Source organism: Arsenicicoccus sp. oral taxon 190 (assembly GCF_001189535.1).
GTDB lineage: Bacteria > Actinomycetota > Actinomycetes > Actinomycetales > Dermatophilaceae > Arsenicicoccus.
The window spans coordinates 2737191-2760250 of sequence record NZ_CP012070.1; the positions used below are offsets into that span (position 1 = coordinate 2737191).

21 protein-coding genes are annotated in these 23060 nt (G+C 73.3%); 11 read left to right on the top strand and 10 right to left on the bottom strand.

Going from position 1 to position 23060, the window contains the following annotated elements; genetic code table 11:
- Positions 1 to 110: 110 nt before the first annotated feature.
- Complete coding sequence (locus ADJ73_RS12780; protein ID WP_050348580.1) at positions 111 to 383, bottom strand: hypothetical protein; 273 nt, start codon at positions 381 to 383, stop codon at positions 111 to 113.
- Positions 384 to 481: 98 nt separating this feature from the next.
- On the opposite strand from ADJ73_RS12780, the gene ADJ73_RS12785 reads away from it, so the two are divergent.
- The 5 genes from ADJ73_RS12785 (at position 482) to ADJ73_RS12805 (ending at position 5591) form a co-directional block, all read left to right on the top strand.
- Positions 482 to 889: a pyridoxamine 5'-phosphate oxidase family protein gene (locus ADJ73_RS12785; RefSeq protein ID WP_050348581.1), complete on the top strand. Its 408-nt coding sequence runs from the start codon at positions 482 to 484 to the stop codon at positions 887 to 889.
- Positions 890 to 976: 87 nt separating this feature from the next.
- Entirely contained in the window at positions 977 to 3079 is a 2103-nt protein-coding gene (gene pta / locus ADJ73_RS12790; RefSeq protein ID WP_050348582.1) for a phosphate acetyltransferase, read from the top strand.
- 13 nt (positions 3080 to 3092) lie between these two features.
- Positions 3093 to 4295, top strand: a complete 1203-nt coding sequence (locus ADJ73_RS12795) for an acetate/propionate family kinase (protein WP_050348583.1) — start codon at positions 3093 to 3095, stop codon at positions 4293 to 4295.
- 13 nt (positions 4296 to 4308) lie between these two features.
- Entirely contained in the window at positions 4309 to 5166 is an 858-nt protein-coding gene (locus ADJ73_RS12800) for a HipA family kinase (RefSeq protein WP_253272574.1), read from the top strand.
- A complete protein-coding gene (locus tag ADJ73_RS12805; RefSeq protein ID WP_082177176.1) occupies positions 5163 to 5591 on the top strand; it encodes a DUF3037 domain-containing protein in 429 nt (142 codons plus the stop codon). The genes ADJ73_RS12800 and ADJ73_RS12805 overlap by 4 nt, the downstream gene beginning before the upstream one ends.
- Before the next feature lie 78 nt (positions 5592 to 5669).
- Here the strand turns inward: ADJ73_RS12805 and ADJ73_RS12810 are convergent, their stop codons facing one another.
- A complete protein-coding gene (locus ADJ73_RS12810) occupies positions 5670 to 9185 on the bottom strand; it encodes an ATP-binding cassette domain-containing protein (RefSeq protein ID WP_050348584.1) in 3516 nt (1171 codons plus the stop codon).
- Positions 9186 to 9284: 99 nt separating this feature from the next.
- On the opposite strand from ADJ73_RS12810, the gene ADJ73_RS12815 reads away from it, so the two are divergent.
- Both ADJ73_RS12815 and ADJ73_RS12820 read left to right on the top strand, forming a co-directional pair.
- Positions 9285 to 9845, top strand: coding sequence for a YbhB/YbcL family Raf kinase inhibitor-like protein (locus tag ADJ73_RS12815; RefSeq protein WP_050348585.1), 561 nt, complete (start codon positions 9285 to 9287; stop codon positions 9843 to 9845).
- A 45-nt stretch (positions 9846 to 9890) separates the two neighbouring features.
- Positions 9891 to 11327: a GuaB1 family IMP dehydrogenase-related protein gene (locus tag ADJ73_RS12820; protein WP_050348586.1), complete on the top strand. Its 1437-nt coding sequence runs from the start codon at positions 9891 to 9893 to the stop codon at positions 11325 to 11327.
- A gap of 21 nt (positions 11328 to 11348) precedes the next feature.
- On the opposite strand, the gene ADJ73_RS12825 is transcribed toward ADJ73_RS12820, so the two are convergent.
- The 7 genes from ADJ73_RS12825 to ADJ73_RS12855 form a co-directional block, all read right to left on the bottom strand.
- Complete coding sequence (locus ADJ73_RS12825) at positions 11349 to 11903, bottom strand: isochorismatase family protein (protein ID WP_050348587.1); 555 nt, start codon at positions 11901 to 11903, stop codon at positions 11349 to 11351.
- A 45-nt stretch (positions 11904 to 11948) separates the two neighbouring features.
- On the bottom strand, positions 11949 to 13358 hold the full coding sequence (locus ADJ73_RS12830; protein WP_050348588.1) for a sugar porter family MFS transporter: 1410 nt from the start codon (positions 13356 to 13358) through the stop codon (positions 11949 to 11951).
- Between the two features lie 12 nt (positions 13359 to 13370).
- Entirely contained in the window at positions 13371 to 14237 is an 867-nt protein-coding gene (locus ADJ73_RS12835; RefSeq protein ID WP_050348589.1) for a TrmH family RNA methyltransferase, read from the bottom strand.
- Positions 14238 to 14261: 24 nt separating this feature from the next.
- Positions 14262 to 15029, bottom strand: a complete 768-nt coding sequence (locus ADJ73_RS12840) for a sulfite exporter TauE/SafE family protein (protein ID WP_050348590.1) — start codon at positions 15027 to 15029, stop codon at positions 14262 to 14264.
- 62 nt (positions 15030 to 15091) lie between these two features.
- On the bottom strand, positions 15092 to 16309 hold the full coding sequence (locus ADJ73_RS12845) for an SPFH domain-containing protein (RefSeq protein ID WP_050348591.1): 1218 nt from the start codon (positions 16307 to 16309) through the stop codon (positions 15092 to 15094).
- Positions 16310 to 16312: 3 nt separating this feature from the next.
- The gene (locus tag ADJ73_RS12850) at positions 16313 to 16777 is read right to left on the bottom strand and encodes an NfeD family protein (protein WP_050348592.1); all 465 of its coding nucleotides are present in this window, start codon (positions 16775 to 16777) and stop codon (positions 16313 to 16315) included.
- 96 nt (positions 16778 to 16873) lie between these two features.
- Positions 16874 to 17659, bottom strand: coding sequence for an ABC transporter ATP-binding protein (locus tag ADJ73_RS12855; RefSeq protein ID WP_050348593.1), 786 nt, complete (start codon positions 17657 to 17659; stop codon positions 16874 to 16876).
- A 64-nt stretch (positions 17660 to 17723) separates the two neighbouring features.
- On the opposite strand from ADJ73_RS12855, the gene ADJ73_RS12860 reads away from it, so the two are divergent.
- Positions 17724 to 18482 carry a hypothetical protein gene (locus ADJ73_RS12860; RefSeq protein ID WP_050348594.1) on the top strand — a complete coding sequence of 253 codons (759 nt, stop codon included), beginning with the start codon at positions 17724 to 17726 and terminating at the stop codon, positions 18480 to 18482.
- A gap of 146 nt (positions 18483 to 18628) precedes the next feature.
- Here ADJ73_RS12860 and glgA read toward each other — a convergent pair whose 3' ends face one another.
- On the bottom strand, positions 18629 to 19822 hold the full coding sequence (gene glgA / locus ADJ73_RS12865) for a glycogen synthase (RefSeq protein ID WP_050348595.1): 1194 nt from the start codon (positions 19820 to 19822) through the stop codon (positions 18629 to 18631).
- Between the two features lie 139 nt (positions 19823 to 19961).
- Here glgA and glgC point away from each other — a divergent pair, with 139 nt between their 5' ends.
- The 3 genes from glgC (at position 19962) to ADJ73_RS12880 (ending at position 23036) form a co-directional block, all read left to right on the top strand.
- A complete protein-coding gene (glgC, locus tag ADJ73_RS12870) occupies positions 19962 to 21215 on the top strand; it encodes a glucose-1-phosphate adenylyltransferase (protein WP_050348596.1) in 1254 nt (417 codons plus the stop codon).
- Positions 21216 to 21273: 58 nt separating this feature from the next.
- A complete protein-coding gene (gene serB / locus ADJ73_RS12875; protein WP_253272575.1) occupies positions 21274 to 22005 on the top strand; it encodes a phosphoserine phosphatase SerB in 732 nt (243 codons plus the stop codon).
- A gap of 134 nt (positions 22006 to 22139) precedes the next feature.
- Complete coding sequence (locus tag ADJ73_RS12880; protein ID WP_050348597.1) at positions 22140 to 23036, top strand: cyanophycinase; 897 nt, start codon at positions 22140 to 22142, stop codon at positions 23034 to 23036.
- Positions 23037 to 23060: the final 24 nt, after the last annotated feature.

Here is a 23060-nt window from a genome sequence, read left to right on the forward strand (position 1 = left end):
GGAGGTCGGGCCGGGAACGGACACCAGCCGACGCACCTGCGACCCGAGGCGAGGCTGGGCAGGCCGCCCGATCACTCTACGTCATCGGCGGCCCGCCCGGCGTCGCGTGCTCAGCGGCGGACGTGCCGCACGACCCGGGTGGCGGCGATCGCGCCGACCGTCAGCGTGGTCGCCAGGCACCCGATAGGCAGCGGCAGGCAGCAGCCGCCGACGGTCACGGTCGAGCCGCTGCGGGTGCGCGTCGTCCACGAGGGGAAGGGAAACAGCCGCCCTCCGGAACGCTGCTGCTCGGCGGCGTAGGGGTCGTCATACGCACCGCCGCCCGACTGGGGACGGGAGGGATAGCTGGGGACGTCTCCGGGGCGAGGCTGCTGGTCGCTCATGGGTGGTGGCGTACCCCGAGCCCGGGGACCTGTAGACGTGTCCGACCAGACACGCGCCACCGGTCGACAGCCGGGGCGGGCGGGCGTTGGATGGAGCCATGAACGATGACCGTGATCCCGTGCGCCAGATGTCCGAGGACGAGTGCTGGGAACGGCTGCGGGGCACCACCTTCGGCCGGCTCGCGACGGCGGCGGTCGGGGACGTCCAGATCACGCCGATCAACTACGTGGTCGTCGACGACCGGCTGGTCTTCCGCACCGCCGAGGGCGGCAAGCTCGCGTCCCTGGTCGTGCAGTCCCGCGTCGCCGTGGAGATCGACGAGGTCGGCGCGGACCACGCCTGGAGCGTCATCGGCAAGGGCGACGCCCACGTGGTGCACAGCATGGACGAGGCCGACCAGCTCGAGGAGCTCGGCCTGCACCCCTGGGTCGACACCCGCAAGGAGGTCTTCGTGCACGTGGACCTCGACGAGGTCTCCGGGAGGGACTTCCGGCTCGACCGCTGAGACGGGACGGCCCTAGGCCGAGCAGCGACCCCGCCGAGCAGCGACCCAGCCGAGCCCCGCCACCACCCGGCCGGTACTCTCGTCCCCGTGGAGACCAGCGTCTACGTCGCGTCCGCCGAGGGCCACAGCGGCAAGTCCGCGGTGGCCCTCGGGCTGCTCGAGCACCTGACCAAGCGCTACGCGCGGGTCGGGGTCTACCGACCGGTCACCGAGGGGGTGCCCGAGGACGACACCGTGCTGGCCACGGTGCTGGCGCACGCGTCGGTGCCGCTGTCCCCCGCCGAGGCGGTCGGCGTCTCCTACGAGGACGTGCACCACGACGCGGACGCCGCGCTGGGGCGCATCGTCGAGAGGTTCCACGAGGTCCAGGCCCGCTGCGACGTCGTCGTCATCCTCGGGTCCGACTTCACCGACGTCACGAGCCCCACCGAGTTCTCCTTCAACGCCCGCGTCGCGGCCAACCTCGCCGCCCCGGTGCTGCTGGTCGTCGGCGCCCACGGCCTGCCCGCCGCCGACGTCGCCACGGTGGTCGAGATGGCCCTCGGCGAGCTGCGCAGCAACGTCGCCACGCCGCTGGCCGTCGTGCTCAACCGCGCCGACCCCGGGACCGCCGACGGGCTCCGCCACGCCGTCGAGACGGTGCCCGCGCTGGACGGGCTCCCGACATACGTCATCCCGGCCTCCCCCCTGCTCTCCGCGCCCACGGTGCGCGACCTGCTGCAGGCCACCGACGGGGTCCTGATCTCCGGCGACGAGGCGCTGCTGGACCGCGAGGCGCTCGCCTTCGTCACCGCGGCCATGACCATGCCCAACGTGCTGGACCGGCTGCTCGAGGAGTCGCTGGTGCTCACCCCCGGCGACCGCGCCGACGTGCTGCTCAGCGTGCTGCTCGCGCACCAGTCGAGCACCTTCCCGACGATCGCCGGCGTGATGCTCAACGGTGGTTTCGAGCTGCCCCCGCAGGTGCGGCGCCTCATCGACGGTCTCGGCAGCCGCCTGCCGATCATCACCACCCACGGCGGCACCCACGACACCGTGATGCGCCTCGCCGAGGTGCGCGGCCGGATGACCCCCACGGCGAGCCGCAAGATCGCCACGGCCGTCCAGCTCTTCACCGAGCACGTCGACGCCGACGCGCTGCTCGCCCACCTCGCGGTCCCCGCGCCGTCGATCGTGACGCCGCTGATGTTCGAGCACCAGCTGCTCGAGCAGGCCAAGGCCGCCGACCGGCACATCGTGCTGCCCGAGGGCCAGGACGACCGGATCCTGCGCGCCACCGAGATCCTGCTCCGCCGCGGCACCGTGCGGATCACGCTGCTCGGCGTCGCCGACGAGCTGCAGGCCCGCGCCCGCGAGATCGGGGTCGACCTGAGCGGCGCGCAGATCATCGACCCGCACGACCCCGACCACGTCGAACGCTTCGCGGCGCGCTACGCCGAGCTGCGGGCGCACAAGGGCATGACCGTCGAGCGGGCCCGCGAGGTCGTGGTCGACCCGTCCTACTTCGGCACGATGATGGTGCTGATGGGCGAGGCCGACGGCATGGTCTCCGGCGCCGTCAACACCACCGCCCACACGATCCGCCCCGCGCTCGAGGTCGTCAAGACCAACCCCGGTGTCTCCGTGGTCAGCTCGAGCTTCCTGATGTGCCTCAAGGACCACGTGACGGTGTATGGCGACTGCGCCGTCAACCCCGACCCCGACGCCGAGCAGCTCGCCGACATCGCGATCTCCTCGGCCCAGACCGCTGCGGCGTTCGGCGTCGAGCCGCGGGTCGCGATGCTGTCCTACTCCACCGGCACCTCCGGCTCCGGGGCCGACGTCGACAAGGTCCGCCAGGCCACCGAGATCGTGCGACGCCGCGCGCCCGAGCTGCTCGTCGAGGGGCCGATCCAGTTCGACGCCGCGGTGGACCCGACCGTCGGCCAGCAGAAGGCGCCCGGCTCCCCCGTCGCCGGCCACGCCACCGTGCTGATCTTCCCGGACCTCAACACCGGCAACAACACCTACAAGGCCGTGCAGCGGACCGCCGGCGCCGTCGCCATCGGGCCGGTGCTCCAGGGGCTGCGCAAGCCCGTCAACGACCTGTCCCGCGGGGCGACCCTGCGCGACATCGTCAACACGGTCGCGATCACCGCCATACAGTCCACCCTGCCCGCCCCGACCGCCCAGCCGGGCGACGCCCACTAGGGAGCCGCTGACCATGCCGTCCGTCCTCGTCCTCAACGCCGGGTCGTCCTCCCTGAAGTACCAGCTCGTCCAGGTCGGCACGCGTGACGTGCTCGCCGTCGGGCTGGTCGAGGCGATCGGGCTGCCGAGCGCCAAGATCACCCACACCGGCGGCGGCGACAAGGTCGCCAAGACCATCGACTGCCCCGACCACAAGGCCGCCATCGCCGCCGCGATCGAGATGTTCGACCGGGTCGGGCCGCGGCTCGCCGACGCCGAGCTCGTCGCCGTCGGCCACCGCGTCGTCCACGGCGGCGAGAAGTTCAGCGACGCCGTCCTGGTCACCGACGAGCTGCTGGACGCGCTCGACGAGCTGACGCCGCTCGCGCCGCTGCACAACCCCGCCAACCTCGTCGGGCTGCGCGCCGCGCTCGAGCTCTTTCCCGACCTGCCGCAGGTGGGCGTCTTCGACACCGCCTTCCACCAGACGATGCCGGACTACGCCTACACCTACGCCGTCCCGCACACGTGGCGCGAGCAGCACGGCGTGCGGCGCTACGGCTTCCACGGCACCTCGCACCTCTACGTCTCGCAGGAGGCCGCGCGGATGCTCGGCAAGGACCCGAGCGAGGTCAGCGTCATCGTCCTGCACCTCGGCAACGGTGCCTCCGTCACCGCCGTCCAGGGCGGCGTCAGCATCGACACGTCGATGGGCCTCACCCCGCTCGAGGGCCTGGTCATGGGCACCCGCAGCGGCGACATCGATCCCGCGATCCCGATGCACATGGTCCGCGCCGCCGGCCTGACCATGGAGGAGGTCGACCACGCGCTCTACAAGGAGTCGGGGCTCAAGGGCCTGACCGGGCACAGCGACAGCCGCGACGTGGAGGACCTGCGCGCCTCCGGCGACGACCGTGCCCGCCTCGCGCAAGAGGTGTCGACCTACCGGCTCAAGAAGTACATCGGCGCCTACGCCGCCGCCATGGGGTCGCTCGACGCCATCGCCTTCACCGGCGGCATCGGCGAGAACTCCGTCGTCGTGCGGCGCATGGCGACCGAGGGCCTCGGCATCCTCGGCATCGAGGTCGACCCCGAGCTCAACGCCGGCCGTTCCAAGCAGGCCCACGACATCGCCACCGCCGAATCGCGGGTGCGCGTCTTCGTCATCCCGACCGACGAGGAGGGCGAGATCGCCCGCCAGACCTACGCGGTCGCCAAGGACGCCGATCTCGTATGACGGTCGCCCGCCGATGACCGTGCCCACCGCGCTCGCGCAGGCGACGGCCACCCGCTACGTCCTGCCCCTGCGCGAGGGAGGGTCGCTGCCCGGCCTCGTCGAGGCGTCCGACGACGGCACCTACGTCGTCAAGCTGACCGGCGCCGGCCAGGGCCCGCGGGTGCTGGTGGCCGAGGTGATCGTGAGTGCGCTCGCGGCTGCCCTCGAGGTGCCCACCCCTCGCCTGGTCGAGCTGGACCTGCCGGCGCCAATCGCGAGGTACGAGGCCGACGAGGAGGTGCAGGACGTCCTCACCGCCAGCATCGGGCCCAACCTCGGGGTCGACTTCCTGCCCGGTGCGTTCGGGTACGACGGGTCGCGGCCGCCCTCGGCGTCGCTGGCCGGCCGGATCCTGTGGCTGGACGCCTTCACCGCCAACGTCGACCGCAGCTGGAGCAACCCCAACCTGCTGGTCTGGCACGGGCAGACGTGGGCCATCGACCACGGCGCGGCGCTCTACTTCCACCACTCGTGGCCGTCGCGCGGCGTCGACCCGGGGCGTTTCGCCGCCCAGCCCTACGACGCGGAAAGGCACATCCTGCGGGGGCCTGCCGGCGACCTGGCCGGCGTCGACGAGGCGTGCGCGGCGCTGCTGACGCCGTCGGTGCTGCGCGCCGCGGTCGACGCGGTGCCAGACGCGTGGCTCACCCCCGTCGCCGACCAGCCCGGGCTCGAGACGGTGACCGACGTGCGAGCGGCATACGTCTCGATGCTCCTGGCCCGGCTCACCGACCGGACCGCCTGGCTCCCTGGACCCCCGAGCGGGCCGCAGGCGGAGGGGCCTGCGGACCTGGCGCGGTCCCAGGACGCGCGCCGGCGGTGGACCCGATGAGCACGCCACCGCGCACCAACGTGGCGCCGCGGGACCAGGCGCCCGTCGAGTGGTTCGGTTACCAGTACCTCGTGCTGCGGTGCGTGCCGCGGGTCCAGCGCGAGGAATTCGTCAACGTGGGGGTCGTGCTCTACAGCCAGGACGCCGGCTTCCTCGACGCCGTGGTCCACGTGGACGAGGCGCGGTTGCGGGCGCTTTGCGCGGACCTCGACCTCGACGCGCTGCGGTCGAGCCTCGCCACCGTCCAGGCCGTATGCCGCGGCGAGGCTGCGGCCGGGCTGCCCGAGGACGCCCGCCCGTGGCGGAGGTTCGGCTGGCTGGAGGCGCCGCGCTCGACGGTGCTGCAGCCGTCGCGGCCCCACGGAGGCGTGACGCGCGACCCCGCGGCCGAACTCACGGGTCTGGTCGACCGCCTCGTCCGCTGACCCAGCAAACCCGCCGCCGGTAGGAGGATCGACCAGCCGTACTTCCCCAGGCTGATCGCGCCGCCGCCGGTAGGTGCGTCACCCCGCCAGGTGGGACCACCGGTCGGCCAGCGACGACCACGGCCCGACCTCGGCCACCCGCCCGTCGACCACCACGACCACGCGGTCCGCCTGCGCCAGCGCCGCCCGCTTCGAGGTCGCCCCGACCACCGTCATCGACCGGGACCGCAGCGCCTGCCACAGCTCGATCTCGGTGCGGGCGTCCAGCGCCGACGACACGTCGTCGGCCAGCAGCAGCTCGGCGTCGGCGGCGACCGCGCGGGCCAGCGCGAGACGCTGGACCTGGCCGCCGGACAGGCGCACCCCGCGGTGCCCGACGAGCGAGTGCGCCCCGCCGGCCTGCTCGACGTCGGGCTCCAGCCGCGCCACCCCGATCGGGCTGTCGAAGGCGCGGTCGAAGCCGAGCCGCACGTTGTCGGCGAAGGTCCCCGACAGCACCCGCGGCACCTGCCCGACGTACGCGACCTGCCCGGGGCGCAGGAACAGCTCGGGGTCGGTGACGTCCTGGCCGTTCCAGCGCAGCGAGCCGCGGTGGTCGGCGAGTCCCGCGACGGCGCGCAGCAGGCTGGACTTGCCGGACCCGACCTGCCCGAGCAGCAGCACGAGCTCGCCGCGGTCGATGTCCAGGTCGACGTCCTCGATGCCCAGGGTGCCGTCCTCGTGCACCGCGGACAGGCCGCGCAGCGACAGCCGCTGCAGCGCCACCCGAGGCGTGGGCCCCGGCTCGGGCGCCTCGCCGGCCACCAGGTCGACGTCGGGGGGCAGCTGGACGAGGTCGGTGCCGCCCGCCATACGGCTGGTGGCGACCTGCCAGGCGCGGGTGCCCGGGGCCTCCGTGACGACGGCCCCCGCCACCCGCCCGAACCAGTCGAAACCGTTGACGGCGCTCACGACCAGCAGTGCGGTGGCGAGCCCCCAGTGGCCGGTCAGGACGCCCACCCAGGCGGCGACGGCTCCGGTCTGGACCATCACCGTGGGGACGCCGTCGAGCAGCGCCTGAACCTGGTGCTCACGCACGGCGGCCGCGACCCGGCCCGCATCGACGCGTCGCAGGTGGCGGCGCACCTCGGGCATGCGGCCGGCGAGCTTGACGGTCCGGGCCGACTCCAGCACGGACACCAGCACCCGGCCGAACCTCGCCCGGGTCGCCGACGCGCGCGCCGCGGACCGTCCCGCCACCGGCCGGCCCACCGCCGACGCGGTCGCGGACGCGGCCATGACGACGAGCAGCACGAGACCGGCGAGCCAGGTCCCGGCGGCGATCGCGGTGACCAGGCAGATCAGCAACCCGTTGACGAAGTCGACCCAGCGGTCGGCATACCGCGCATAGCGGTCGGAGTCCATCGCCCGGGCCACGACCTCGCCGGCGGGCACCCGCTCCAGGCGTCGCTGCCCGGTCTGGCCGACCAGCACCGCCATGCGCACGCGCAGGAGCACCTCGATCCACCAGCGGGGATAGCGCACCACGGCCGCCGCGAGCGAGATCGGCCCCAGCAGCGCCACGGTCACGACGAGCACCAGCCACCACCACGGCGACGCGCCGGCCTGCAGCGCCTGCACGGTGTGCCCCCACGCATACCCGGTCAGGGCGCCCATGGCGCCGCCGAGCGAGTGGAGCAGGAAGAGCCCGACCGCCAGCAGCCCCCAGGCCGGCCGGACCGAGATCACGTTGCGTATGCCGCGCGCCAGCGACGACCCGTCCCCCGGGTCGCGCGGCGCGGGAGGCTCGCCCCGGCGGCGGACTGTGCCGAGGCCGGCGACGCGGGTGCTGCCGTGCGTCTCCTCGGGCGCGGGCTCGCTCGGAGGTGCGGCGGCGGCGTGGACCTCCGTCTCCCGCGCGGCCTCGAGCAGGCTGCGGAAGGGCCCGGGCTCGCGGGCCAGCCGGGACCGCTCCCCCGCCTGCACCACCTGGCCGCCGGCCAGGACGGCGACGAGGTCGGCCCGGGCGATCGTCGAGAGGCGGTGGGCGATGAGGATGCCGGTGCGGCCCTGCAGGAGGCGCTCGGACGCGGCGACGACGCGGGCCTCGGTCAGCGGGTCCATCCGGGCGGTCGCCTCGTCGAGGACCACGACCTGCACGTCGCGCATCAGCAGCCGGGCGAAGGCCAGCAGCTGCTCCTCGCCCGCGGACAGGACCGTCCCGCCGGGGCCGAGCAGGGTGTCGATCCCCGCGTCGAGGCCGGCGACCCAGTCGGTGAGCCCGAGCTCGGCCACGACGGCCTCGACCCGGTCGCGGGGCACGTCGGTGAAGAGCGCGATGTTCTCCGCGAGGGTGCCGGCGAGGATCTCGGTGCGCTGGGTGACGACGCCCACGGTCTGGCGCAGGGCCTGCAGGTCGAGCTCCAGCACGTCGATCCCGCCGAGGAGGACCTCGCCCGGCCGGGGGTCCACGGCGCGCGAGACCAGCGACGCGAGCGTCGACTTGCCGGAGCCGGTGCGCCCGACCAGCGCCAGCGTCTGCCCCGCGGGGACGGTCAGGTCGACGTCACGCAGCGCGAAGGCGCCCTCGTCGTAGGCGAAGCTGGCGTGCCGGAACTCCAGGCTCAGCGGACCGGGCGGCAGCTCGCGGCCGCCGGCCGGCTCGGGCTCGACGGCCATCAGCTGTCGCAGCCGCAGCACCGCGCCCAGCCCCGCCTGCAGGTCGGGGAGCTGGTCGGCGACGCGTCCGATGTAGCCGACGAACGTCGCGGTGATCAGGAACAACGTGACCAGCTGGGGGACGGACAGCCGTCCGGTCGTGGCGAGCAGCACCCCGACGGCGGCGACGGCGGCCAGCAGCGCGTGCAGGATCACCCCGGTGCGCAGGGTCACGTCCCGCTCGAGCACCAGGACCTCGTAGAACCGCTGGTGGACGCGGGCGGACAGCCCGGCCAGACGCCGGATCGCGAAGGCCTGCCCGAGGCTGGTGCGCAGGTCGTCCTGGGCGGCGATGCCCTCCTCGAGGACCGCGGCGTGGTCGGTCCACGCCGCCTCCTCGATCACCTTGCGGCGGGCGATCTCGCCGAGCAGGCTGCGCACCGACCACACCGCGGCGACGGCGAAGACGGGGAAGAGCAGCACCGACGGCCACCACGTGAACCCGGCGACGACGAGCATGGGGACGATGGACACGAGGGCCCGCAGCATCATCCAGACCTGGATGCGCACCAGCGAGCCGACCTCGCGGGTGTCGTCGTCGACGCGGTCGAGGATCTCCCCGACGGGCTGCTCGGACAGGGTCGGCAGCGGCTGGCCGAGCGCGGCGTCGAGCAGGTCGTCGCGCAGCCGGCCCTCGGCCCGGTCCGAGACCGCCGCCCACAGCCAGCGGCCGAGGGTGTCGACGGCCGCGCCGCCGACGACGCACAGGGCCAGCACCGCGACGAGGACCCACGAGACCTGCTCGGCCAGCCGGCCCGCGACGACGGTGCCGAGGGCGGTCCCGACCGCGCCGATCGTCAGCGCGAGCAGCGCGGCGGCGGCGGTCGGGGTGGCGAGTCGCCGCCACGTGACGGTGCGGTGGTCAGCGGGATGAGCACGGCGGCCGGACACAGTCACGTCGCACGATGCTAGGCGAGCGGGCGCGGCCACCACCACGGGTTTTGCGGCGGGTCGCCGCTGGGTGCGGGCGGCGGGCGTCCGGCATAGGCTCGGGCCATGAGCACCCTCGACCGACCCATGGCCCCGGACCCCTACGAGCTGCTCCCCCAGGTCGGCTCGTTCACCGTCACGAGCGAGTCCTTCACCGACGGCGCGGACCTGCCCGAGGCGCAGGCCTTCGACTCCTGGGGGATGGACGGCGACAACCGCTCCCCCCAGCTCTCGTGGAGCGGCGCCCCGGCCGAGACCCGGTCGTATGCCGTCACCTGCTTCGACCCCGACGCCCGGACCCCGAGCGGCTTCTGGCACTGGCTGCTCGTCGGGCTGCCCGCCGACTGCACCGAGCTCGCCGAGGACGCCGGCGCCGAGCGCGGCCGGCACCTGCCCAAGGGCGCCTTCATGATGGCCAACGACTACGGGCTCAAGGCCTTCGGCGGCGCCGCGCCGCCCGCCGGCGACCGCGCGCACCGCTACATCTTCGCGGTGCACGCGCTGGACACCGACGACCTGGGCCTGGACGACACGGCCAGCGGGGCGGCCACCGGCTTCACGATCGGGGCGCACACCCTGGCGCGGGCCGTCATCACCGGCATGTATGCCGTGCCCGCCGAGTCCTGAGCAGGAGGCCCGGCCTCGGCCCGGACTTTCCGTAGACTGGGACGAGTGCGCTTCCTCAACGGCCTGGAGCCGGCCTTCGACCTGACCTACGACGACGTCTTCATGGTGCCGTCCCGGTCCTCCGTCACCTCACGGCTCGACGTGGACTTGTCCACCACCGACGGCAGCGGCACCACGATCCCGCTGGTCGTCGCCAACATGACGGCGATCGCGGGACGGCGCATGGCCGAGACGGTGGCGCGGCGGGGCGGGCTGGTCGTCATACCGCAGGACATCCCGGTCGACATCGTCGCCGAGGTGATCGCGGACGTGAAGTCGCGCCACCTCGTCTACGACACCCCCATCTCCGTCAAGCCGCACCACACCTGCGGCTACGCGCTGGGCCTGCTGCCCAAGCGGGCGCACGGCGCCGCGGTCGTGCAGGTCGACGACCGGCCCGTCGGGCTCGTCACCGAGGCCGACCTGACCGGGGTCGACCGGTTCACCCAGCTGTCGGAGGTCATGAGCACCGAGCTGCTGACCATCCCCGAGGGCACCAGCCCGCGTGACGCCTTCGCGCGGCTGCACGAGCACCACCGCAAGCTCGCGCCCGTGGTCGACGACCAGGGGCGCCTCGTCGGGCTGCTGACCCGCCAGGGCGCGCTGCGGGCCTCGCTCTACACCCCCGCCACCGACGCCCATGGTCGGCTGCGGATCGCCGCGGCGGTCGGGATCAACGGTGACGTCGCCGCCAAGGCCCGGGCCCTCGTCGACGCCGGCGCGGACCTGCTCGTCGTCGACACCGCGCACGGCCACCAGGACAAGATGATCGAGGCGTTGCGCGCGGTCCGCTCCGCCGGTGTCGAGGTGCCCGTGGTCGCCGGCAACGTCGTGTCGGCCGACGGCGTGCGCGACCTCGTCGAGGCGGGCGCCGACATCATCAAGGTCGGCGTCGGCCCGGGCGCCATGTGCACCACGCGCATGCAGACCGGTGTCGGGCGGCCGCAGTTCGGCGCGGTGCTCGAGTGCGCCGCCGCGGCCCGCGAGCTCGGCAAGCACGTGTGGGCCGACGGCGGTGTCCGCCACCCCCGCGACGTCGCCCTGGCCCTCGCGGCGGGCGCGTCCAACGTGATGGTCGGGTCGTGGTTCGCCGGGACCCTGGAGTCCCCCGGCGACCTGCAGCGCGACAGCAACGGCCGCGCCTACAAGGAGTCCTTCGGCATGGCGTCCAAGCGCGCGGTCGCCAACCGCACCGCCGGCGAGTCCAGCTACGACCGCGCCCGCAAGGCGCTCTTCGAGGAGGGCATCTCCGCCGCGCGCATGTACGTCGACCCCGCCCGCCCCTCGGTCGAGGACCTGATCGACGAGATCATCTCCGGCGTGCGCTCCTCCTGCACGTATGCCGGCGCCCGCTCCCTCGCGGAGTTCCACGACCGCGCGGTCGTGGGCATCCAGAGCTCGTCCGGCTACGCTGAGGGCCGCCCGCTGCACCAGTCCTGGTGACCCCGGGCGCCCCGCGCCGCGTCAGTCGCCGAACGCCTCGGCCGCCGTCACCACGGACCCCCGGACGCCGGGCAGCGACGTGTTCTCGGCATACAGGTTGAGCAGGGCGATGGACTCCTCGGGTCCGACGGGCGCGCCCCACGGGCGCAGGTCGCCGGTGGTGTGCGCGTCCGAGACCAGGGTCACCGGGTAGCCGCGGTAGAGGGCGCCGTAGAACGTGCCGCGGATGCAGGCGTCGGTCTGCGCGCCGCACAGCACGACCCCGTCGGCGCCGACCCTGCGGAGCTGGTCCTGCAGGTCGGTGTCGGCGAAGGAGTCGCCGTAGCGCTTCTCGACGACGGGGTCCTCGCCCGGGTCGAGCTCGGGGACGATCTGCCAGCCGTCCGAGCCGAGGACGAGCTCCTCGTCCGCGTGGTGGCGCACCCAGATCACGGGCACGGAGCGGGCCCGGGCCCGCTCGACGAGCCCCCGGATGGTCTCGACGGTCGCCTCGGGGTGGATGGACTCGGCAATGACGTCCCGCTGGACGTCGACGACGAGCAGGGCGGGCGTGCCGGGGGTCTGGGTATCGGTCATGTCCACGACGCTAGGGCCGGTTGAGGACGATCGGCGACCGCATGCTCAGTGCATCACCGGGGTGGGTCCGCCGCCCGAGTCGTGCGGGTCGTGGGTCAGGCCCAGCCTGGCCTCCATCTCCTCGAGCGGGACCCCCTTGGTCTCCGGCATGACCCGCAGCACCCAGAAGAGCTGACCGACCATGGCCAGGAAGAAGATCGCGAAGGCCACCCCGCCGCCCAGCGCCCCGATGATGGGCGGGAAGAAGGTCGAGGTGAGCCACGCGAAGACCCAGTGCGTGAGCGAGCCGAGCGACTGGCCGCGGCCGCGGATCCGGTTGGGGAAGATCTCGGAGATGAAGACCCAGATCACCGCGCCCTGCCCGAAGGCGTGGGCCGCGATGAAGACCAGGAGCCCCACGAGCACCAGCACCGAGGACGTCGAGTCGAAGTGCCCGCCCTTGGCGCGCTCGTAGTAGAACATCAGCCCCGACAGGAAGCCCAGGCCCACCAGGTAGCCGAGCGATCCCACCGTCATCAGCCGCTTGCGCCCGAACTTGTCGATGACGGTCAGGGCGGTCATCGTGGCGATGAGGTTCATGAAACCGACCGCCACCGACATCAGGAACGCCGCGTCGGTGGACGCGCCGGCCTTCTTCATCACCTCGGGGGCGTAGTAGAGGATCGCGTTGATGCCGGACATCTGGTTGAACATCGCGATCATGAAGGCCAGCAGGATCACCTTGCGGTGCTCCCGCGTGAAGAACGGCACCGTGGGGGCGTTGGCGGCGTCGGCCAGCGACGCGTCGATCTCGCGGATCTGCGTCTGCGCCTCCTCGCGGGTCTGCGTCAGCCGGCCGATGACCTCCCGGCCCTCCTCCTGGTGGCCGTTGGCCATGAGCCAGCGCGGCGTCTCGGGCACGGTCGCCAGCATCAGCAGGAAGATCACGGACGGCACCGCCATGACCCCGAACATCCAGCGCCAGTCGGTCGCCTCGTCGTGGACGATGATGCGGACCAGGTAGTTGGACAGGTAGGCGAGCAGGATGCCGAGCACGATGTTGAACTGCACCAGGCCGACGAGGCGACCCCGGACCCGGGCGGGCGCGATCTCGGCGGTGTAGATCGGGGCGCACACGGACGCCGCCCCCACACCGATCCCGCCGAGGAAGCGGAAGATCGACAGCACGACGATGCTTGGCGCGAGCGCCGTGCCGAGGGCCCCCACGACGTAGAGGGCGCCGATGACGAAGAGCACCTTCTTGCGGCCGAACCGGTCCGCGGGCTGCCCCGCGGTCAGCGCGCCCAGGATGGTGCCGAGCAGCGCCGTGCCCACGGCCCAGCCGAGCGCGGAGTCGGACAGCGAGAACTGCGTCTTGAGGGCGTCGGTCGTGCCCGAGATCACGGCGGTGTCGAAGCCGAAGATCAACCCACCGAGCGAGGCGACCAGCGCGCTGCGGATCACGAGAGGTTTCATGGCCCCAGATCCTCACCCCGCGGGCGGAGTCCTGCGCGCCGAGTTCCCTTGTGCAGAAACGGTTGCGTCCTCCGGAGCGCGCAGCGCCCACATGGCGACGGCCGACGCGGCGGCGACGTTGAGCGAGTCCACTCCCCCGGCCATCGGGATCTGCACCACGCTGTCGGCGCCGGCGACGGTGCGGGCGGACAGGCCGTCGCCCTCGGTCCCCATGATCACCGCCAGGCGGGGCGGCGGGTCGGCGGCGAGCGCGTCCAGGGACACGGCGTCGTCGGCCAGCGCCATCGCCGCCACGTGAAAACCGTGCTGCTGCAACAGGTCCACCCCGCCTGGCCACGGGTCGACGCGGGTCCACGGCACCTGGAAGACCGTGCCCATCGACACGCGGATCGAGCGGCGGTAGAGCGGGTCGGCGCACCGCGGCGTCACCAGCACGGCGTCGACGCCCAGCGCCGCCGCGGACCGGAAGATCGCGCCGACGTTGGTGTGGTCGACGATGTCCTCGAGGACCACCACGCGACGAGCCCCGTCCAGCACCTGGTCGAGCGCCGGCAGCTCGGGGCGCTGCATCGACGCCAGGGCCCCGCGGTGCAGGTGGAAGCCGGTGAGGTCCTCGATGATCGGGTGCGCGCCCACGTGCACCGGGATCTGCTCGCGCTCGGCCCAGGCGACCAGGTCGGCCAGGTCCGTCAGCCACCGCTCGGCCATCAGGAAGGACCGCGGCCGGTGCCCGGCGGCGAGCGCCCGGCGGATCACCTTCTCGCTCTCGGCGATGTAGAGCCCCCGCTCCGGCTCGGTGCGCCGCCGCAGCGCCACGTCGGTCAGCCCCACGTAGTCGAGCAGGAGCGGGTCGGCGGGGTCGGTGATCCAGGTGGGCACCGGGGAAGTCTAGTGAGCCACTCGTCAGGGGAAGGCCACGAGCTTGACGATGGCCGCCACCCCCACGACCACGATGGCCGCGCGCAGCGCCGACGGGGAGATCCGGGTGCCGATGCGGGACCCGAGCCAGCCCCCGCCGAGCGCCCCGAGCGCGATGAGCGCCGCGACGTCCCACCGCATCTGGTCGCGGGCGACGGCGATGAAGACGACGGCCGCGACCAGGTTGGTGAGGTTGGACAGCACCACCTTGAGGGCGTTGACCTGCGGCAGCGGGTGCGGCACCAGCAGGCTCAGCAGCGAGACCAGGATGATGCCCTGCGCCGCGCCGAAGTAGCCGCCGTAGACGCTCGTCAGCGCCACCGCCCCGATGGCCAGCTGCAGCCGCCGCGGGCTCACGGCGTCCTGGTGGGCGGTGCGGGTCCACCGGTTGATGCGGGGCCCCAGCACGACGAGCACCAGCGCCAGCGCGATGAGGACGGGCACGATCACCCGGAAGGCCTCCGCCGGCAGCACCAGCAGCAGCACCGCCCCCGCGACGGCACCCAGCACCGCCGCCGGCACGAACCTGCGCAGCAGGTCACCCAGCCCGGCCAGCAGCGGCCGGAACCCCGGGATGCTCGTGACGGCGGCCGCGCACAGCCCGAGGCTGTTGGAGATGTTGGCCGAGACAGGTGGGATGCCGAGCAGCAGCAGCGTCGGGAAGGTGATCAGCGTGCCCGACCCGACGACGGTGTTGATGGTCCCGGCGGCCAGACCGGCCAGGACCACGACGACGGCTTCCCACAGCGACACCCGGTCACCTTATGGGGTGACCGGGTGTCGCAGGCATCAGCCCGTATGCCGGGCGCCCGCCGTCAGCGGGGGTCGCTGCCGGGCGCGGGCGGCGGCGTGCCGGGGTCCAGCGGCGCGGCCGGGGGCTCGACCACCGGCAGGTCCTGCGTGGCCGGGGGCGGGGTGCCCTGGGGCTGCGCCGGTGGCGCGGCGGGGCCGTCACCCCGGGAGCCGGGGGCGGCGGCATACGACCCGCGGCCCACGTGCTCCTGGGCGTGCCCCTCGGCCTCACGCTCGGTGGCCTGAGCCTGGCTGCGGGCCTCGCGCAGAGCCTCCGCCGGGTCCTGCAGCTCGACGTCGTCGAAGGCTGCGCGGGAGGCCTCGGAGTCGGCGGGCGTCCACGGCTCGCTGTCGTCCCAGCCGCCGCCCTTGCCGTCGTTGCCGCCCAGCGCGGAGCCGATGCCCTTGAGCGCCTCGGTCAGCTCGGACGGGATGACCCACAGCTTGTTGGCGTCGCCGCGGGCGAGCTGCGGCAGGACCTGGAGGTACTGGTAGGCGAGGAGCTTCTGGTCCGGCTTGCCGCGGTGGATCGCCTCGAACACCTGGGTGATGGCGCGGGACTGGCCCTGCGCCTCGAGGATCCGGGCCTGGGCCGAGCCCTCGGCGCGCAGGATCTGCGACTGCTTCTCGCCCTCGGCGGTGAGGATCTGCGACTGCTTGACGCCCTCGGCGGTGAGGATCGCGGCGCGACGGTCACGCTCGGCGCGCATCTGCTTCTCCATCGAGTCCTGCACCGAGTGGGGCGGGTCGATGGCCTTGAGCTCGACCCGGTTGACCCGGATCCCCCACTTGCCGGTGGCCTCGTCGAGGACGCCGCGCAGCTGGGCGTTGATCTGGTCGCGGCTGGTCAGCGTCTGCTCCAGGTCGAGCGAGCCGATGACGTTGCGCAGCGTGGTGACCGTGAGCTGCTCGATGCCCTGGATGAAGTTGGCGATCTCGTAGACCGCCGACTTGGCGTCGATCACGGAGTAGTAGATGACGGTGTCGATGGACACCACGAGGTTGTCGCTGGTGATCACCGGCTGCGGCGGGAAGGACACGACCTGCTCGCGCAGGTCGATGTTGGCGCGCACCTTGTCGAAGAACGGCACCAGCAGGTGCAGCCCGGCGGTCAGGGTGCGCGAGTAGCTGCCGAGCCTCTCGATGATCAGTGCGGTCTGCTGCGGGACGATCTTGATGGTCTTCGCGATCACCACGACCGCGAACACGACCAGCAGACCGAGGACGATCAAGGTCTCCATGTGTCAGAAGCCTTCCCGGCGCTCCGCGGCGTCGGCGACGACAGCGGTAGCCCCCTCGATGGACACCACCCGGACCTCCTGCCCGGCTGGTATGGCGGGCTGCCCCGCCCCCGTGCGCGCCGTCCACGTCTCCCCCGCGAGCTTGACGAGCCCGCTCGTGGTGGTCACCGTCTCGGTGACGAGGGCCGCGCGTCCGATGTAGGCGCCGGCACCGATCGTGGTGTCCGGCGCGATGGTGAAGCGGCGCTTGACCAGGGGGCGCACCGCGAGCACGAGCACCAGCGCCACGGCCACCGCCACCACCACCTGCGCCGCGAGCCCGGCGCCGAGGGCCGCCGCGACCGCGCCGGCGAGCGAGCCACCCGCCAGCATGAGGAAGAAGAAGTCGACGCTGGCCGCCTCGATCGCCCCCAGGATGAGCGCCAGACCCACCCAGGCCAGCCAGCCGTTGTCAGCGAACCACTCCATGGCTACCTCCCTGTAGGTCTGCACTGGTTGGACGTCCGGGGGCCGGGGAAGGTTCCCCTGCCGCAGCGGCTCCCGGCGCCCGGGCCGACGGTGGGCTCACGCGCGGGCGCGGGCGGCCCACCGCTCGCCGTGCTGCTCGAGGACCAGGTCGAGCCCGAAGGTCTCGGACAGGTTGGCCTCCGTCAGCGTGATCTCGAGCGGCCCGGCGGCCACCACCATGCCGTCGCGCAGCAGCAGCACGTCGGTGAACCCCGGCGGGATCTCCTCCACGTGGTGGGTGACCAGCACGAGGGCCGGCGCCATGACGTCCTCGGCCAGCTCGCCGAGCCGGCGCACCAGGTCCTCCCGGCCGCCGAGGTCGAGCCCCGCCGCCGGCTCGTCGAGGAGCATCAGCTCGGGGTCGGCCATCAGCGCCCGCGCGATCTGGACCCGCTTGCGCTCGCCCTCGCTGAGCGTCCCGAAGGTCCGGTCGGCGAGGTGAGCCACCCCGAGGGTCGCGAGCAGGTCGTCGGCCCGGTCCGCGTCGAGCTCGTCGTACGACTCCCGCCACCGGCCGATGACGGCGTAGGAGGCGGTGAGGACGACGTCGCGGACCCGCTCCGAGCCGGGGATCCGCTCGGCCGTGAGCGCGCTCGCCAGGCCGATGCGCGGCCGCAGCTCGAAGACGTCCACCCGCCCCAGGGTCTCCCCGAGGACGCTGGCGGTCCCGCTCGTCGGGTGCATCCGCGCCGCCGCGAGCTGCAGCAGCGTCGACTTGCCGGCTCCGTTGGGGCCCAGCACGACCCAGCGCTGCCCCTCCTCGATCTCCCAGTCGATCCCCTCGACCAGCGTGGTGGCGCCACGGCGGACCGTGACATCGTCGAACTCGAGGACGTCGCTCATGACTCCGACCCTATGGCACGGCGCCGACGCACCCGGTGCCTGGCGCGCACCTACCATGGGTGGGATGTCCGAGCTGCCGCTCTCCTGCCGCCTCGCCCTGTGGGCCACCAGCGCGTATGCCGGCCGCGTGCCACTGGACCGGGCCCTGGTCTCCGCGGCGGCGGACCTGGACCACGTCAGCGGCGCGGAGCGGCTGCGGGACTGGGGCGAGCTGGGCGAGCGCGTGGTGGCGGTGTCGCTGCCGCGGGCGGGGGCCACCGTCTCGGTGCCCCGGGGCAACCGCGACCTCGTCGGCGCGGCGGCCGACGCGGGCGAGTGCTGCTACTCCCCCGCGCTGGGGGTGGCGCTGGTGCCGACGGTGGCGGAGTTCGGGCCGGCAGGGGACGTCGGGTGGACGGCCGGGCTCACGGCATACGACTGCGACCCGGTGCCGACGCACCGGCTGGAGATGCTGTCGGTGCGGGAGGCGGAGCGGACCCTGCGGGCCGAGATCGCCTCGGCCACCGAGGATCTCGCGTCGCTAGGTGCGGTGTGGGGGTCGGCGCGAGAGGCCGCCGACTCGGCGCTGGGCTCGGCACGCTGGGGCCTGCCGCCGGACCTGCCCGCCCGCGCGGTCTCGGTCATGACCCTCGCGGCCACCGTCGGGCGGATCGCCGACCTGGGGCTCGAGGCCGCCGACCCGTCCCTCGTGGCGGCCGACGCGGCGCGGCGCCTCGGGGCCCTGCAGCGGTTGCAGCGTGTGGCGGACGAGGCGCTGGAGACGGCGACCACCGTGGCGGCGCTGGCGATCGCCGGCTACCTCCCCGCCGACCGCCTCCCCTGACCGCCTCCATCCGACCCGGACGCGCAGCGCCACTCAGCGCACCGGCACATGCCTCATCGAGAGGCGACGAACCGGGGTCATCCGCGCCCCGAGACCCCGGTATCTCGCCTCTCAAGGGGGCAGGTGCTCGACGGGGCGCGGCCTCGTCAGGCGTCGAGGACGGCGCGGTAGACCTCGAGGGTCTTGTCGCCGATCGCGGCCCACGAGAAGTGCTCGACGGCGCGACGTCGGCCGGCGCGGCCCATCTCCCGGGCCCGGTCCACGTCGGACACGGCCTCGGTGAGCGCGGCCGCCAGGTCGGCGACGAACCTCTCCTCGTCGAGCGGCGTGCCCGAGCCGTCGTCGACCTGCTCGATCGGCACCAGCCAGCCCGTCTCCCCCGGCACGACGACCTCGGGGATGCCACCCGTCGCGGTGGCGACCACGGCCGCCTCGCAGGCCATGGCCTCGAGGTTGACGATGCCGAGCGGCTCGTAGATCGACGGGCACGCGAACACCGTGCACGCGCTCTCCAGCGCCACGATCTCGTGCCGCGGCAGGTGCTCGGCGATCCACACGACGCCGTCCCGGTGGCTCCGCAGCTCCTCGATCAGCGCCTCGACCTCGGCCTTGATCTCCGGCGTGTCCGGGGCGCCGGCGGCGAGCACCAGCTGGACGCCCTCCGGCAGCCGGGCCGCCGCCTTGAGCAGGTATGGCAGACCCTTCTGCCGGGTGATCCGCCCGACGAAGCACACGAACGGCCGCTCGGGGTCGATGCCGTACTTCTCCAGCACCGCCGGGTCCGGGGCGGGCTGCCAGTCCTTCGAGTCGATCCCGTTGTGCACCACGTGGACCCGCTCGGGGTCCAGGGAGGGGTAGCAGCGCAGGATGTCCTCGCGCATCCCCGCGGACACCGCGATGACCGCCGCGGCGCCCTCGTAGGCGCTCCGCTCCACGAACGAGGACAGTGCGTAGCCGCCGCCCAGCTGCTCGGCCTTCCACGGCCGCAGCGGCTCCAGCGAGTGGGCCGAGATGACGTGCGGGATCCCGTGCAGCAGCGACGCCACGTGCCCCGCGAAGTTGGCGTACCAGGTGTGGGAGTGCACCAGGTCGGCCCCGGCCACGTCGGCGGCGATGCGCAGGTCGGTCCCCATGGTCACCAGCGCCGGGTTGGTCCCCGCCAGCTCGGGCAGGTCGGGATACCCGGTCGTGCCCTCCTCGTCCCGGGGGCCGCCGAAGCAGCGCACCTGGACGTCGAGGTCGCCGCGGGCGCGCAGGGCCCGGGCCAGCTCGGTGACGTGCACGCCCGCGCCGCCGTAGACCTGGGGCGGGTACTCCTTGCTCACGATGTCCACTCGCACGTCCTAGAACCTAGCCGCCCGGCGACCGTGACGCCCGACCGGCCCTGTCGCAGGCGCGTTTTGGTCGGGTGGCACGGTTGGCCCGGCCCGGGTCCGGGCTCCCGTGGCGTGGCGCGAGCGGCGACCTTAGGGTGTGGGCATGTACAACCGCCGTGAGCACAAGAAGGTTCTCGCCATCGTCCTCGCAGGTGGTGAGGGCAAGCGGCTCATGCCCCTGACCGCCGACCGCGCCAAGCCGGCCGTGCCCTTCGGCGGCAACTACCGACTCATCGACTTCGCGCTGTCCAACGTCGTCAACAGCGGCTTCCTCAAGGTCGTCGTGCTGACGCAGTACAAGTCCCACAGCCTCGACCGGCACGTCGCCCAGACCTGGCGCATGTCGCAGATGCTCGGCAACTACGTCACCAACGTCCCCGCGCAGCAGCGCATCGGCAAGGAGTGGTACCGCGGCTCCGCGGACGCGATCTACCAGTCGATGAACCTCATCCGCGACGAGGACCCCGACATCGTCGTGGTCGTCGGCGCGGACCACGTCTACCGCATGGACTTCTCCCAGATGGTCGCCCAGCACGTCGACACCGGCGCCGACTGCACGGTCGCGGCGATCCGGCAGCCGATCGGGCTGGCCGACCAGTTCGGCGTCATCGACGTGGACCCGCAGGACCCACGCCGGATCCGCGAGTTCCTCGAGAAGCCCAAGGACCCGCACGGGCTGCCGGACGCCCCCCACGAGGTGCTGGCCTCCATGGGCAACTACGTCTTCACCAAGGACGCCCTGGTCGAGGCGCTGGCCAGCGACAACGCCCGCGAGGACACCAAGCACGACATGGGCGGCGACATCGTGCCCGCCTTCGTGGAGTCCGGGCAGGCGTGCGTCTACGACTTCAAGGACAACGCCGTGCCGGGCGAGACCGAGCGGGACCACGGCTACTGGCGCGACGTCGGCACCATGGACTCCTACTACGACGCTCACATGGAGCTGTGCTCGCTCAACCCGGTCTTCAACCTCTACAACGACGAGTGGCCGATCTTCACGCAGATGGAGGCCCTGCCGCCGGCGAAGTTCGTGACCGGCACCGCCTCCCGGGCGGCCAAGGTCACCAACTCCATGGTGTGCGCCGGCGTCATCGTCTCCGGCGCGGAGGTGACGACCTCGGTCCTGTCCCCCAACGTGCGGGTCAACTCCTACTCGACCGTGGAGGGCTCGGTGCTGCTGGACGGCGTCGTCGTGCGCCGCAACGCCACCGTGCACAAGACCATCCTCGACAAGGGGGTCGTGGTCCCCGAGGGCGTCATGGTGGGCGTCGACAAGGACCACGACCGGGCCCGCGGCTACTACGTCACCGAGTCCGGCATCACCGTCGTCGGCAAGGGTGTGGAGGTCGCCCGCTGACCCGGCCGTATGCCGGACCGCCCCGCTCCCCGCGCTTCCGCCCCCTAGGCTGACCCGCGTGACCGACCTGAGCGACGTCAGCGACGTGACCGACGTGATCGTGCGCGACCAGGCGGCGCTGGACCGTGTCCGGGCCGCGCTGCAGCAGGGCCCCGGCCTCCTCGTCACCGACGTGGACTCCACGCTGATCCAGGACGAGGTGATCGAGCTGCTGGCGGCCCACGCCGCCACGGAGCCGCAGGTCCGGGCCGTCACCGAGGCGGCGATGCGGGGCGAGCTCGACTTCGCGGCGAGCCTGCACGCCCGCGTGGCCACCCTCGCCGGCTTGGACGAGGCGGTGCTGGCTCAGGTGGGTGACGCCGTGCGGCTCACCCCCGGGGCCGACGTGCTGGTCCGGTCCTGGTGCGCCGCAGGCGGATTCGTCGGCGTCGTCTCCGGTGGATTCGTCGAGGTGGTCGAGCCGCTCGCCGAGGAGCTCGGCATCCACCACGCCCACGCCAACGCGCTGGAGGTCGTCGACGGTCGCCTCACCGGGCGGGTGCTCGGCGACGTCGTGGACCGGGCCGCCAAGGCGCGCAGCCTGCGCGAGTGGGCCGCCCGGCACGACATCCCCCTGGAGCGCACCGTGGCCGTCGGCGACGGCGCCAACGACCTCGACCTGCTGGCCGCCGCCGGGCTCGGCGTGGCCTTCGCCGCCAAGCCCGCCCTCGCCGAGCGCGCCGACGTGTGCCTCCCCGGCCCACGCCTGGACGACCTCCTGGACGTCCTCGGGATGCCGGTCACCACCTGAGGCAACAACCCCTGAGGCGCCCCGGCATGTCTCACACTCCGGCGCGGCGCCCCTGGGGCCGGCCGACGGCGACCTAGGCTGTGCCGAGCGCCCGCAGGCCGGGCCGCGCCGTCATACCGGGAGTTGATCACCGCATGTCCGCCCAGCCGGAGACCCTCGTCCATCGCTCGCTGCTCGTGATCGGGGGCGCCGAGGACAAGATGGGCCGGGCGACGGTCCTGCGGAGGTTCGTGCGGCTGGCCGGAGGCAGCGACGCCCGCATCGTGGTCATCCCCTCGGCCTCGGCGTTTGCCGAGGAGGCCGCGGAGGTCTACGCCGACGTCTTCGAGCGGCTGGGGGCCGCCGCCACGGTCAGCGTCGACGTGCAGAGCCGCGCCGAGGCCGACCGCACCGGCGAAGGGTCCGCGGCGGCGCAGATCGACGAGGCCACCGGCATCTTCATGACCGGCGGCAACCAGCTCAAGCTCGCCCAGCTCCTCGGGGGCACCGAGACGAGCCGCGCCATCGAGCGGGCCTACGAGCGGGGTGCGGTGGTCGCGGGCACCTCGGCCGGGGCCTCGATCATGAGCCGCTTCATGATCTCCATGGGCGACGAGGGCATCACCCCGAGGCAGCGGTCCAGCCAGCTCACCGCCGGCCTGGGCCTGCTCCCCGACGTGATCGTGGACCAGCACTTCGCCCAGCGCACCCGCTACGGCCGCCTGCTGTCCCTGGTCGCCGGGTCCCCCGCGCTGCTCGGCATGGGCGTGGACGAGGACACCGCGGCCGAGATCACCGACGGCCGGGTGCTCACGGTGATCGGCGACGGTGGGGTGTTCGTCGCCGACGCGCGACGGGCGGTGACCGACGCCTACGAGGCCGCCGAGGACGCCCCGCTGCTGGTCAGCGGCGCCGTGGTGCACACGCTGCCCGCCGGGTCGACCTTCGACCTGCAGGCGGCCACGCTGGTGTCCTTCTCCGAGATGCACCCCGACGTCGACGTCCGGCGCTCCGAGCGCGAGCGCCCCGACGGCACCGCCCCCCTGGCCTGAGGCTGCCGGGCCGCCGAGACGGAC

Coding starts and splice junctions, on each gene's coding strand:
- ADJ73_RS12800 (WP_253272574.1), top strand. CDS start 4,309: ATGACCGTGCCCACCGCGCTCGCGCAGGCGACGGCCACCCGCTACGTC.
- ADJ73_RS12880 (WP_050348597.1), top strand. CDS start 22,140: ATGTCCGCCCAGCCGGAGACCCTCGTCCATCGCTCGCTGCTCGTGATC.
- ADJ73_RS12850 (WP_050348592.1), bottom strand. CDS start 16,777: ATGGAGTGGTTCGCTGACAACGGCTGGCTGGCCTGGGTGGGTCTGGCG.
- ADJ73_RS12785 (WP_050348581.1), top strand. CDS start 482: ATGAACGATGACCGTGATCCCGTGCGCCAGATGTCCGAGGACGAGTGC.
- ADJ73_RS12805 (WP_082177176.1), top strand. CDS start 5,163: ATGAGCACGCCACCGCGCACCAACGTGGCGCCGCGGGACCAGGCGCCC.
- ADJ73_RS12855 (WP_050348593.1), bottom strand. CDS start 17,659: ATGAGCGACGTCCTCGAGTTCGACGATGTCACGGTCCGCCGTGGCGCC.
- ADJ73_RS12825 (WP_050348587.1), bottom strand. CDS start 11,903: ATGACCGATACCCAGACCCCCGGCACGCCCGCCCTGCTCGTCGTCGAC.
- ADJ73_RS12830 (WP_050348588.1), bottom strand. CDS start 13,358: ATGAAACCTCTCGTGATCCGCAGCGCGCTGGTCGCCTCGCTCGGTGGG.
- ADJ73_RS12815 (WP_050348585.1), top strand. CDS start 9,285: ATGAGCACCCTCGACCGACCCATGGCCCCGGACCCCTACGAGCTGCTC.
- ADJ73_RS12780 (WP_050348580.1), bottom strand. CDS start 383: ATGAGCGACCAGCAGCCTCGCCCCGGAGACGTCCCCAGCTATCCCTCC.
- ADJ73_RS12845 (WP_050348591.1), bottom strand. CDS start 16,309: ATGGAGACCTTGATCGTCCTCGGTCTGCTGGTCGTGTTCGCGGTCGTG.
- ADJ73_RS12795 (WP_050348583.1), top strand. CDS start 3,093: ATGCCGTCCGTCCTCGTCCTCAACGCCGGGTCGTCCTCCCTGAAGTAC.
- glgC (WP_050348596.1), top strand. CDS start 19,962: ATGTACAACCGCCGTGAGCACAAGAAGGTTCTCGCCATCGTCCTCGCA.
- ADJ73_RS12860 (WP_050348594.1), top strand. CDS start 17,724: ATGTCCGAGCTGCCGCTCTCCTGCCGCCTCGCCCTGTGGGCCACCAGC.